This window comes from Mesorhizobium sp. WSM3879, from assembly GCF_002294915.1.
GTDB lineage: Bacteria > Pseudomonadota > Alphaproteobacteria > Rhizobiales > Rhizobiaceae > Mesorhizobium.
In genome coordinates, this window is sequence record NZ_NSFZ01000001.1 from 478,777 (window position 1) to 491,288 (window position 12,512).

The 12,512-nt window shown below is 62.4% G+C and carries 11 protein-coding genes; all 11 read right to left on the minus strand.

The annotated features are described in order from the left end of the window. Positions 1–81 precede the first annotated feature (81 nt). The 11 genes from CK218_RS02310 to CK218_RS02360 all read right to left on the minus strand — a co-directional run bounded on the left by CK218_RS02310 (position 82) and on the right by CK218_RS02360 (position 12,494). A complete protein-coding gene (locus CK218_RS02310) occupies positions 82–1,632 on the minus strand; it encodes a sodium:proton antiporter (RefSeq protein ID WP_067002561.1) in 1,551 nt (516 codons plus the stop codon). 152 nt (positions 1,633–1,784) lie between these two features. Then, positions 1,785–2,849: an ABC transporter ATP-binding protein gene (locus CK218_RS02315; RefSeq protein WP_095778821.1), complete on the minus strand. Its 1,065-nt coding sequence runs from the start codon at positions 2,847–2,849 to the stop codon at positions 1,785–1,787. Positions 2,850–2,876: 27 nt separating this feature from the next. After that, positions 2,877–3,668, minus strand: a complete 792-nt coding sequence (locus CK218_RS02320; RefSeq protein WP_067002564.1) for an ABC transporter permease — start codon at positions 3,666–3,668, stop codon at positions 2,877–2,879. Further along, positions 3,665–4,510: an ABC transporter permease subunit gene (locus CK218_RS02325; RefSeq protein WP_179294421.1), complete on the minus strand. Its 846-nt coding sequence runs from the start codon at positions 4,508–4,510 to the stop codon at positions 3,665–3,667. The genes CK218_RS02320 and CK218_RS02325 overlap by 4 nt, the downstream gene beginning before the upstream one ends. Before the next feature lie 134 nt (positions 4,511–4,644). Continuing rightward, a complete protein-coding gene (locus CK218_RS02330; RefSeq protein WP_095778819.1) occupies positions 4,645–5,751 on the minus strand; it encodes an ABC transporter substrate-binding protein in 1,107 nt (368 codons plus the stop codon). A gap of 241 nt (positions 5,752–5,992) precedes the next feature. Further along, complete coding sequence (locus tag CK218_RS02335; protein WP_095826729.1) at positions 5,993–7,165, minus strand: iron-containing alcohol dehydrogenase; 1,173 nt, start codon at positions 7,163–7,165, stop codon at positions 5,993–5,995. A gap of 16 nt (positions 7,166–7,181) precedes the next feature. Further along, positions 7,182–8,567 carry an aldehyde dehydrogenase family protein gene (locus CK218_RS02340; RefSeq protein ID WP_095826730.1) on the minus strand — a complete coding sequence of 462 codons (1,386 nt, stop codon included), beginning with the start codon at positions 8,565–8,567 and terminating at the stop codon, positions 7,182–7,184. Between the two features lie 24 nt (positions 8,568–8,591). Beyond that, complete coding sequence (locus CK218_RS02345; protein ID WP_095826731.1) at positions 8,592–9,008, minus strand: type II toxin-antitoxin system VapC family toxin; 417 nt, start codon at positions 9,006–9,008, stop codon at positions 8,592–8,594. Next, positions 8,998–9,408 carry a hypothetical protein gene (locus CK218_RS02350; protein ID WP_095781101.1) on the minus strand — a complete coding sequence of 137 codons (411 nt, stop codon included), beginning with the start codon at positions 9,406–9,408 and terminating at the stop codon, positions 8,998–9,000. Before CK218_RS02350 ends, CK218_RS02345 begins: the two co-directional genes overlap by 11 nt. Positions 9,409–9,479: 71 nt before the next feature. After that, positions 9,480–10,850: a glutamine synthetase family protein gene (locus CK218_RS02355; protein WP_095826732.1), complete on the minus strand. Its 1,371-nt coding sequence runs from the start codon at positions 10,848–10,850 to the stop codon at positions 9,480–9,482. Positions 10,851–10,937: 87 nt separating this feature from the next. Then, a complete protein-coding gene (locus tag CK218_RS02360) occupies positions 10,938–12,494 on the minus strand; it encodes an amino acid permease (protein WP_067002581.1) in 1,557 nt (518 codons plus the stop codon). Positions 12,495–12,512 lie beyond the last annotated feature (18 nt).

Consider the following 12,512-nt stretch of genomic DNA (forward strand, 5'->3'; position numbering starts at 1 on the left):
CTAGCGCCTCGGCCACGGCGTTGCAATGGACGCCATCGACGTGCGGAATGGTCCAGTCATGACCGCCGACCCTGGCATCGTCTAGGTCGTGAGCGACTGGAACCGCCCCGCCGGCGATGCTGCCAGCTCGGACCAGTCGATTTCTTCTTCCAGACGGTGATAGGCTTCGTCGCCGATCGTACCGTCGCGGCGCAATTCTTCGAGCCTATCGCGCTGCCGCTTGATGGCATAGAGGCGCAGTCGGTCGTATTCGGTGGCCGCCTGCGCATCCTCAGGATTCTCGGCGATCTTTCGTTGGGCCTCGTACTGCTCGCGCACGACGTCCGCAGCGGCAGACGTCTTGCGGCTCAGGACGTCGAGCGCGGCTTCCATGATGGCAACGCGTGCCTGCGCCACTTCGCGATCTATCGTCGTATCCTCTTCGAAATTGAGCCAGCGCAGCAGCGGCTTCAAGCTCATGCCTTGCAGCACCAGCGTGCCGAGCACGACCGCGAAGGCGGCAAGCACGATCGGGTCCCGGCCAGGGAAATTGGCCGGCAGTGCAATGGCCACCACCAGGCTCACCAGCCCACGCATGCCGCACCAGCCGACAAGCAAGGCGCCCCCGAATGTCGGCGCATCCCGCCTTTGCTCTTTGCTGTCGAAGCGGGCGAACCGCCGTATGATTGCGACGTAGCCAAACACCCAGACGAGGCGTGCCACGATGACAACGGCCAGCACCGTTGCGGCGAAGACAAATTCATCGCCCTGCCCATCGCCGGAGAGCCTGCCGACGATCGACCTGGCCTGCAGGCCCATCAGCACGAAAGCCAGCACGTTGAGCACGAACACTGCCGACTCCCAGACCGAGTAGGTGCTGACGCGGCGTCTGGCCGACATCTGGCGCGGCGCGGTGCGCGCGATGGTGATGGCATAGACGACGATGGTGATGATGGCGGAAAGGCCGATCCTGTCGGCAATGATCCAGACGGCAAAGGTTCCGGCAAACTGCACCACGGTGCTGCTTGCCGCATCCTCGATGCGCGTCAGCGTCAGCAGCGAGAGGCGGCCGAACAGATAGCCGGCGGCGACGCTGCCGACCGTCGACAGAAGGATCACCGGCACCGCATCGCTCAGCATGACCGAGCCGACCGCGGCCGAAACGGCGATGCGATAGATCAGAAGCGCCGTGGCGTCGTTGAGCAGGCTCTCCCCTTGCAGGATGGCGTTGAGGCGGTGCGGCACCTTGAACTGGCCGAGCACGGCGCTCGCCGCCACGGCGTCCGGCGGCGCGACGATGGCGCCGAGCGCGATCGCCGCCGCGATCGGCAGACCGGCCATCTTCCAGCCGACGAAGGCGACGACCACGGTGGTGAAGACAACCGCGCCCAACGCCAGCAGCACCAGCGACAGCCGGTAGCGCTTCAGGTCGCGCAGCGACGTATCATAGGCGGCATCGAGAAGCACCGGCGCGATGAACAGGGCAAGCGCCAGTTCCGGGTCGATCTCGATGGTCGGCGCACCTGGCAGAAAGGCGATCCCCACTCCGGCCAAGGCCAGCAGGGAGGGATAAGGTATCCCCAGCCATCGCGACAACGCTGTCAGCCCGACGGCGATCAGAAGCAGAATGAGGGTGAGCTCGAAAAGCGCCATGACTCATCGTAGCGATGGAACCAGGCCTTTGGCACTGCAAAAAACGAATGGTGAATGGTGAATGGTGAACGGGCATCATCAGAGAGAATTCGAGCACGTAACGTGCTCTCTTCGCCGACTACCATTCACTTATTCACTATTCACTGTTCACCCTAGTGCAGCACCAGCATGTCGCCCGACGAGAAAGAGATGTCCGCCTTCTCGCCGACGACAGGCGGCGGCGTCGCCGAGTTGTTGAAGGTGTCGAGCGATACCGTGTTGCCGCCGATGCCGACGCGCACCCGGATGACCGAGCCGAGGAAATGCACTTCGGCGATCTCGCCCGAAAGGCTGGTGTCGTGGCCGGGCTGGCGTCCGAGCGAAATCGCTTCGGGCCGCAGCGCCAGCGACAGCGTGTCGCCGGACTTCGACCCGTTGAGCTTGCCCTTCAGCGAGACTTCCTGCGTGTTGACCTGCACCTTGCCGGACGCGGCATCGGTGACCTTGCCTTCCAGGACGTTGAGCGTGCCGACGAAATTGGCAACGAATTTGGTCGCCGGCCGGTTGTAGATCTCGAACGGCGTGCCGACCTGCTCGGCCTTGCCGCCATACATGACCGCGATGCGGTCGGAGATCGACAGCGCCTCTTCCTGGTCGTGCGTCACGAAGATGGTGGTTATGCCGAGCTTCTTCTGGATCGAGCGGATTTCCTCTCGCAGCGAAATGCGCACTTTGGCGTCCAGCGCCGACAGCGGCTCGTCGAGCAGCAAAAGCTTCGGCTTCGGCGCAATGGCGCGCGCCAGCGCGATGCGCTGCTGCTGGCCGCCGGAGAGCTGGTAGGGATAGCGGTCGGCCATCTGCGGCAGCCTGATGATGTCGAGCATCTCCGCGACACGGGAATCGATGGCCGCCCTGGGCATGCCCGCCACCTTCAGTCCGAACCCGATATTCTGCGCCACAGTGAGGTTGGGAAACAGCGCATAGGCCTGGAACACCATGCCGATATTGCGCTGGTTGGGCTTCAGCCTGGTGATGTCCTTGCCGCTAACCACGATCTTGCCGGCCGAGGGCTCCTCGAAGCCGGCCACCATGCGCAACACCGTCGTCTTGCCGCAGCCGGACGGACCGAGGAAGGAGACGAATTCGCCCGGCGCGACATCGAGGTTGAAATCCTCGACCACGGTTGTGGCGCCGAAGGACTTTCGCACATGCTGGATGGAGAGGAACGGCTCGGCCATGGCTTTTTCTTTCGGTCGGTACTTCGCTCAATTGGGGCGGTTCGCCGATTTCGGCGCGAAACGGGACAATATCTGGATCAGCGACATGCAGCCCCACGTTATGACGAACGCGATGATCGACAGCGCCGCCGGCTCATAGGCGCGGTTGGCCACAAGATTCTGCAAATACGGGCCGAATGCCGGCCGGTTGAGCAGGCTGGCCATGGTGAATTCGCCGATCACGATGGCGAAGGTCAGGAATGCGCCCGAAAGCACCGCGATCAGCACATTGGGCAGGATCACGCGGCTGATGATCGTGCCCCAGCCGGCGCCCAGGATCTGCGCCGCTTCCGTCAACGTGCGCACGTCGATGGTGCGAAGCCCGGTGTCGACGGCGCGGTACATGTATGGCAGTGCAAGCGTTGCATAGCCGATGACCAGCAGAGCATTCGCGCCTGGATTGGTTGCCAGGAACGGCAGCGGCGAATTCGACCCATACATCCTGATATAGCCGAAGACGATGACGATGGCCGGGATCACCAGCGGCAGCAGCGTGATGAACTCGACGATCGGCCTGATCTGCGGCATGCGAAGGCGGATCCAGTAGGCCGTAGGCACGACGATCAGCACGCCGAGGAGAATGGTGAAGATGGCGACGACCACCGAAAACATGAAGGTCGCCTGGAACTGGCTGTCGCCGAGCACGACCTTGTAGGCGTCCAGGGAATAGACGCCGCGGCGCATGCGCAGCGAGAACTCGATCGTCGCGATCAGCGGGATGAAGAAATACGCCGCGCCGAGGACAAAGACGACCCAGGCCCAGAACCTGCCGGATTTCATTTCAGCCACCTCTCCGAGCGCGTCCGGAACCAGATGTAGAAGATGTTGGCAAGCCCGGTGATGACGATCATGCCGAAGGCGATCGCGTAACCGAGATGGGCATTGTGCAGCACGTCGCCGCGGATCTGGGCGTAGAGCAGGATCGGCACGATGTTGAGCGACGAGCCGGTCAGCGCATAGGCGGTGGCGATCGCCCCGAAGGCATTGGCGAAGAGCAGGATGACGGTGCCGAGGAAGCTCGGCCACAGCACCGGGATGACGACCAAGCGCCAGTATTGCGCCTGGGTGGCGCCGAGCGTGGCGGCGGCTTCGCCCCATTCCCTTTTTAGCCCGTCGATCGCCGGCACGATGATGACCACCATCAGCGGAATCTGGAAATAGACATAGGTGATCGTCAGACCCCAGAACGACAGCAGGTTGAAGCCATGCGCATAGATGTTGAACCCGACCAGCGTGTTGAGCAGCACGGTGACTAGGCCCAGCCGGCCTAGCGTCGCGATGAAGGCGAAAGCCAGTGGCACTCCGGCGAAATTGGACGCGACACCGGAAAACGTCAGCGTCCCCGACCGTATCCAGTTGGGCAGGCCCCCGCGCACGATGGCGATGGCGATGGCAAGACCGGCGAAGGCGCCGATCAGCGATGACGCCAGGCTGACCTTTATCGAAATCCAGTAGGCGGCAACGATGTTGGCCGAAAAAAGCGCGACGATGTTGGCGAACGTGAACTCGCCCGCCTCGTTCTGGAAGGCGCCCAGCATCAAGTAGAGCGTGGGCAGGATCAGGAACATGACGGCGAAGACGAAGAACGGCGTTATGCCAAGCCAATGCGTCGGCAGCCGCATTGCGCGCGCTTCGCCGGGGGGCGCGGCCTTGCCCGCAATTGCCTGATTGGAAACCGAGAGATCGGTCATGCGCCGGCTACCGTTTTGGGAAGGGAGTCCGGGCGGCCATCGGGCCGCCCGGACCATATTGATGCTTACTTCACATTGGCGCCGACGACGGCGTCCCAGTTCTTGGTGATGGCTTCTTTTGCCATGCCCTGTTCATCGAGCGTCGGAAACACCGCGGCTGCATAGGACTCGGCCGGAGGCATCTTCGCCAGCATATCCGCCGGAACCTTGCCGTTCTTGGCGAGATCGTTGAAACGGATCGGGTGGCAATAGCCCTTCAGCCAGCCGATCTGGCCTTCGTCGGAGTAGAGATATTCTAGCCAAAGCTTGGCCGCATTCGGATGCGGCGCGTAAGCGCTGATCGCCTGCACGTAAACGCCGGCGACGACGCCGGTCTTCGGCACAATGACGTCAACGGGGGGATTGCCCTTCAGCGTGTCGCGACCGGAGAGCGCGTTGTAGTCCCAGGTCACGAGGATCGGCGTCTGGCCCTGGGCGAGCGTCGCGGTTTTGCCGATGACCGGCACGAAGTTGCCGGCGGCATTGAGCTTCTTGAAAAATTCGAGCCCGGCAGTGCCTGCGGCTTCGCCAGCGGCAGCGCCGCTGGCAAGGCCGGCGGCGTAGACGGCCTGGATAGCCTGGTTCGAAGCGCGCGGATCGCCGGCAAGGGCAACCGAGTTGGCGAATTCAGGCTTCAGCAGGTCGGCCCAGTCGGTCGGCGATTCCTTGACCAGATCCTTGTTCACCTGGAACGAGAGCACGCCATAATAGTCGCCTGTCCAGTAGCCGTCAGCGTCCTTGGCGCTGTCCGGAATGGAATCCCAGGTCGAGACTTTATAAGGCTGGATCAGGCCGTCCTTCTTGGCGGACGGACCGAAGGACAGGCCAACGTCGATGACGTCAGGTGCCTGCGGGCCCTTGTTGTCCTTGTTCGCTTTGATCGCCTCGATCTCATCGCCGGAGCCTGCATCCGGGTTGAGCTCGTTGACGGTGATCTCCGGATACTTCGCCTTGAAGCCGGCGATGACGTCGCCGTAGCCGCACCAGTCGTGCGGCAGCGCGATGGTGGTGAGCTGGCCCTCGGCTTTCGCCGCCTTGACGAGATCGTCCATCGCGTCGGCGGACGAAATCACCGTCGACGCAAACAGCGCCGCGGCCGAAAGGGAAAGCACTTTCCCCGTGAATTTGAACATGTGTTCTCTCCGTTGAACTGACGCCATTGGACGCCTGCGATGCGGTATCGTTTTCGTGTGACAGCCAGATGAAAGCTTTGTGAAAGCGGCACCCCGCAACACGAAAAAGTAAACTCTCTTTAACCGGCTGTAGCAATCGCTTCGCGATTCTTTTTCCGGCTAATTATTCTCCTCCTTGCATTCCGCCCGTTGCCCTTTCCTTTCCCCTCGTTTCCAGATCAACTTTCCGCTGCAAATTGGTTTACACAGACCCTGCGATGGCATTTTCGAGCAGAGCAAGCGCCCCTTTCTTGGTGAGCTTGACCGGATTGCCGCCGGCGGTCGGATCGACCACCGCCATGTCGGCGATCAGTGTCTTGCGGTTCTTGTCCATGTCGAGGCCCTTGATCAGGCCGGGCAGCGCATGCGGCACCTTGAGCTCCTTGCGCAATTTGATGACGGCTTTTGCGAAGCCATCGAAGCCGCCCTTGATGCCGCAATAGGCGGCGAGCCGCGCGATGCGATCCTCGATCGCATCGCGGTTGAAGGCGAGAACATAGGGCATGAACACCGCATTGGTCATGCCGTGATGGGTGTCGTAGAGCGCGCCGATCGGATGCGACAGAGAGTGGATGGCGCCCAGCCCTTTCTGGAAGGCGGCCGCGCCCATCGCGGCCGCGCTCATCATATTCGCGCGGGCGACCAGATCCTTGCCGTTGGCGAAGGCCTCGGGCAGGTTTTCGAACACCAGCCGGATGCCTTCCACGGCGATGCCGTCGGCCATCGGATGATAGCCCGGCGCGCAATAGGCTTCGAGGCAGTGGGCGAGCGCGTCCATGCCGGTGCCGGCCGTGATGAAGGGCGGCATGCCGACCGACAGCTCCGGATCCGCAATCACGATCGCCGGCAGAAGCTTGGGGTGGAAAATGACTTTCTTGGTGTGGGTCTCTTCATTGGTGATGACGCCGGCGCGGCCGACCTCGGAACCGGTGCCCGCCGTGGTCGGCACCGCGATGATCGGCGCGATCGCATCCGAGTTGGCGCGCGTCCACCAGTCGCCGATGTCCTCGAAATCCCATACCGGACGCGTTTGCCCGGCCTGGAAGGCGATCAGCTTGCCGAGGTCGAGCGCCGAGCCGCCGCCGAAAGCGATGACCCCGTCATGCTTGCCTTTCTTGAACACGGCGATGCCGGCGGTCAGGTTGGACTCGACCGGGTTCGGCTTCACCTCGGAAAAGACGCCATAAGGCACATTGGCATCGTCGAGGATCTTCAGTGTCGAAGCGACGACGGGCAGCTTCGCCAGGCCCGGGTCGGTGACGAAAAGCGGGCGCTTGATGCCTGCCGCGGCCAGCGCGTCCGGCAGTTCCTTGATGCGCCCCGCGCCGAAGCGGACGGTGGTGGGGTAGTTCCATTTGGAGGTGAGCTTGGACATGGATTGTCTTTCGAATTCAGATCGCTTCGCGCAGGTGATAGGATTTCGGCCGGGTCAGGTTGTCGTAGCCGATGGCGGACAGCGCCGCGCCCTTGCCGGTGTCCTTGACGCCGGTCCAGACCAGCGCCGGATCGAGATAGTCGCAGCGGTTCATGAACACGGTGCCTGTCTGGACACGGTCGCCGATCGCCACGGCGCGCTCGGTGTCGCGCGTCCAGATCGAGGCCGTCAGCCCATAGGGGCTGTCGTTCATCAGCGCGATGGCTTCCTCGTCGTCGCGCACCTTCATGATGCCGACGATCGGCCCGAAGCTTTCCTCGCGCATGACGCTCATCTGGTGGTCGACACCGGTCAGCACTTCCGGCGCCAGATAGGGCGAGCCCGGCCTGTCGTTCTCCACCTTCATGTCGATATGCGCCTTGGCGCCCTTGCGCAGCGCCTCTGCCTTTTGCTCGCGGATCAGGTCGGCGAAGCGTGCCTGCGCCATCGGACCCATGGTCGTCGCCTGCTCCAGAGGATTGCCGACGACACAGTTCCTGGTCTCGGCGACAAAACCTTCGACGAACTCGTCGTAGACCTTTTCGTGCACATAGACGCGCTCGATGCCGCAGCAGCATTGGCCGGAATTGTAGAAGGCGCCGTCGACCAGATTGGCGACCGCATGGTCCATTTTGGCGTCGGGCAAAACGTATGCCGGATCCTTGCCGCCGAGCTCGAGGCCGAGCGTCATGAAGGTGCCGGCCGCGGCCTTCTCGATGGCGCGGCCCCCGGCGACCGAGCCGGTGAAGTTGACATGATCGATCTTGCCCGAGCCGAGCAGCCTTTCGGTCTGGTCGTGGTTCATGACCAGGTTCTGGAACAGGCCTTTCGGCAGGCCCACCTTGTCGAACGCCTGCTGGAAGCGCTCGCCGACCAGCAGCGTCTGCGCCGCATGCTTGAGGATGACCGCGCTTCCGGCCATCAGCGCCGGTACGATCGTGTTGACCGCGGTGAGATAAGGATAGTTCCACGGCGCGATCACCAGCACGACGCCGAGCGGCACCTTCTTGACATAGCGGCGAAAGCCGTCCTTCGGATTGGAGGCCATGATCGGCTTCAGCGCGGCTTCCGCGATCTCGACCATGTAGCTGGTGCGTTCCTTGACGCCGCCGAACTCGCCGCCATAGCGCACCGGCCGCCCCATCTGCCAGGCGATCTCGGGCACGATCTCGTCGCTGATGCCTACCAGCGCTTCCAGCATCGCCAGCATGTACTTGCCGCGCTCGGCGACCGGTGTCTCGGCCCATTTCTCCTGCGCCGCCCTGGCTCTCTCTACCGCCGCATTGATCGCCTGATCCGTCGCGACCGGCCGCTCGGCGTAGATCGAGCCGTCGATGGGTGATTTAAGTTTTACGGTATCCAAGAAGACGTCTCCAAATTGACTCTTTCAGCAGGCGATGGCTCTGACATGACCCTGCGCGGCATAGGCCAAAATGGCCCTGTCACGGGTTACGATAGTCAAATCGCGCTCGCGCGCGGTCGCTATCAGAATTCGATCCATTGGATCGTTGTGAACGACACCTGGGAGGTAGGAGGCCGCGATGAGAATACGTGGCGTCACCCCTTCCACTGTGACGGCCGCCGCCTCAACGAACTCGTCGAACCAACGGTCGGGCGTCTTCGTGGACGGCAACCTGCCCTTCGACACCAGCATGCCCATCTCCCATGCCGACATGACCGATACGTTCAGCGTGCCGGACTGAGGAGCCTTGCTGATAGCCGTTGTCGCCGCATCGGCTATCGGTTCGTCCTGCGAGATCCAGATGACCGCGCAAGTGTCCAACAGAAGGTTCTCAGTCTTCATAGACCTTGCCCCAATCCTGCTCGACAGGCTCCGTCAGATCGACCTCTGGGAGGATAGTAAGCGTTCCCTTCATGCAGCCGAAGATCGGGTGCCGTGTCGGTGTCCCGCCGATCTCGGCCTGAGCCGATTCGCCGAACCCCTTTGAAGTGCCGGAACCTGGCTGAACGCGCCGAAAGACCAGTTTTTCGCCCGCTATATTGACGGACTCAGTCTGGAACCCCGCGGCCAGCCACTCCTTTGTCATTGGATTGTTGCTGGGGTTATTGCTCCACCAAGCCGGATACTGCTTGGACGCCGGTAGCTTTTCGCCAAGCAGCTTCTCGATGTCGCTGAACGACATCGGAACCCGCTCGCCGGTTTGAGCCATAAGATACGAACGCAAAGGCGAATACTTTCCCATTCTCACGCTCCCGAACTCAACCAGCCAACACTACAGCTTTAGTTAGGTTCAGTCAACGTTCGACTACAGCTTTAGTAGCGTTCAAACCCCCGGTGCAGTTCCCAATCCGTGATCCGGCGGTCGTATTCGAACTGCTCCCAGCGGGCGGTGTGGACATAGTGCTCGATTACCTCCTCGCCGAAGGCCTGCTTCAGCATCGTGGAGCCTTCCAGCGTCTCGGCGGCATCGCGCAGCGTCTTCGGGATTTCCGGCAGTTGCGACGCCTGATAGGCGTCGCCGACAAACGGCTTCTGCAGCTCCAGCTTCTCGTCGATGCCGGCGAGACCGGCCGCGATCAGCGCGGCGAAGGCGAGATAGGGGTTGAGATCGGCGCCGCCGATGCGGCATTCCATGCGGATGCCTTTGGTACCCTCGCCGCACAGCCGGAATCCCGCCGTGCGGTTGTCCTCGCTCCACATGATCTTGGTCGGCGCGAAGGTGCCGGCCTGGAAGCGCTTGTAGGAGTTGATGTACGGCGCCAGGAACCAGGTGAACTCCTTGGCGTATTTGAGCTGGCCGGCCGCCCATTGCTGGCCGAGGCTCGACAGCGTCCATTCGGCGTTTTTGTCGAAGAACAGCGGCGTCCCGCCGTCGGCGCTCCACAGCGAATTATGGATGTGGCTGGAATTGCCGGCGAGCCCGTAGTTGTACTTGGCCATGAAGGAGATGGCCTTGCCTTCGGAATCGGCGATCTCCTTGGCGCCGTTCTTCAGGATGACGTGGCGATCCGCCATCTCGAGTGCTTCGGCATAGCGCACATTGATCTCTTCCTGGCCCGGACCCCACTCGCCCTTGGAATTTTCGATCGGGATACCGGCTGCCTCCATCTCGTTGCGGAGCCGGCGCATGACGCCTTCTTCCTTGGTGGTGATGCCGATCTGGTAGTCGCCGATATAGGGCGAAGCGCTGTCGAGCCCTTGCCAGTGCTTCCTGCGCGCCGATTCATAGGTTTCGCTGAACAGGTAGAATTCGAGCTCGGAGGCGAAGTAGCCGATATAGCCGCGCTCGCTCAGGCGCTTGACCTGCTTCTTCAGGATCGCGCGCGGCGAATGCGCGAGGTCCCCATGGTCGTGATGATCGAGCACGTCGCAGATGACCAGCGCCGTCTTCTCCAGCCATGGGACGCGCCGCAACGTCGACAGGTCGGGTTTCATGACAAAGTCGCCATAACCCTTCGACCAGCTCGCCGCCTTGTAGCCTGGCACCGGCTCCATATCGATGTCGCAGGCCAGCAGATAGTTGCAGCCATGCGTCTCGCCATGCGCGGAATCGACGAAATACTGGGCCAGGAAGCGCTTCCCCGCGAGCCGGCCCTGCATGTCGACGATGCAGGCCAGCACCGTGTCGACCTCGCCGTTCGAGACCGCTTTCTTCAACTGATCGAACGAGAAATTCCCGGCCATTCCTTTGGCACTCCAACACTTGTCGATTGAAAGGGAGAAACGAAGCCCTGGCCGGCGTGACGCCGGCCAGGGTGATGATGTTCGATATCAGTGGCCGGTCTCGCCGACCGCCTGCTCTGCCGCCTTGATCGCCGCCTGGCGCGCCGCGATAATGTCGCCGAGCGGCGGCCCCTGGAAGCGGTTGCGCTCGAAGGCGAACCAGACGACCGCCGTCAGGATGAAGAAGCCGACGGTGATGTAGAGCGCCCAGTCGTTCGGCGGCTGGATGCCGATGACGAAGATCAGGATCATCGACACGATCGAGAGCAGACCGAACAGCATGAAGATGCCGCGGCCCATGTTCCACGGCCCCATCTTGTCCCACTTCGGCGTCCCCCAGGCCATCATGCCGAGCACGATCGGCACGGTGAAGGAGAGGAACAAGAAGATGACGGTGCAGGACACCACAATCGTGTAGGCCGAGGTGCCGGCGACCGAGACCACCGACGAGCCCCACACGAACAGCACCGACAGGATCGAGGCTGTCCAGATCGCCGCCACGGGCGTGCGATAGGTCGGGCTGACCTTGGAAAGCGCTGCCGAGCCCGGCAGGCCGCCGTCTCGCGAGAAGGCGAAGATCATGCGCGAGGCCGAAGTGACGGTGGCAAGGCCGCACAGCAGCTGTGCCAGGAACACGACGAGATAGACGAACTCCTTCAGTCCGGTTCCGACGCGCTGGTCGAAGGCCCAGAAGAACACGTTCCAGCCCTGCTTGGCGGCCTCGTCCATGTTCGGGATCATCAGCACGAAGGCAGCCAGGAACAGGTAGCCGAACAGCGCCGACCAGATGACCGACATGACCATCGCGCGCGGCACGGAAGAAGCCGCCTTGATGGTTTCCTCCGACGTGTGCGCCGAGGCGTCATAGCCGGTGATCGTATAGATCGGCAGCAGGAGGCCAAGCGCGAAGACCCAGGCGTTCGAAACCTGCGGCCACACGCCGCCTCCGGCATCGCCTGAGTAGTTGTGGAAGGTGAAGAGGCGGCTGAAGTCCCAGGTCTCGGCCGAGAGCAGGCAGACCACCGCGATCAGGATCGAGCCGAAGAAGATCAGATAGCCCGAAAAGTCGGTGAGCTTTGCCGTCAGCTTGATGCCCAGATGGTTGATTAGCGCCTGCGCGCCGGTGATGATGACCAGGAAGATCGTCTGGGTGGTCAGGTTGTTTTCAATGCCCAGCGCCGGCCCGAAAGCGCCGACGAAGAAAGTCCAGGTGCCGACATTGATGGCGCCGAGCACGGTGATCAGGCCAAGCAGGTTGAGCCAGGCGGTAACCCAGCCGGTGCCGCGATTGCCGAGGATCGAGCCCCAGTGATAGAGGCCGCCGGCCGTCGGATAGGCCGAGCTGATCTGCGACATGGCGACCGCGAAGGTGAGCGACACGAAGCAGCCCACCAGCCAGCCGATGCCGATGCCGATGCCGCCGGCGCCGGAGGTCGCCTGCGCCAGCGAGTTGATGCCGCCGGACAGGATGCAGATAATGGAGAAGGAAACCGCGAAATTCGAGAAGCGGCTGAGGCGCCGCTCCAGTTCCTGGGCATAGCCCATGCTGTGGAGGACTTGTATGTCCTCAGCCTTGTCGACTTCGGTGTAGTCATTTGCTGCCATGTTGGAAGTCCCCTGTGG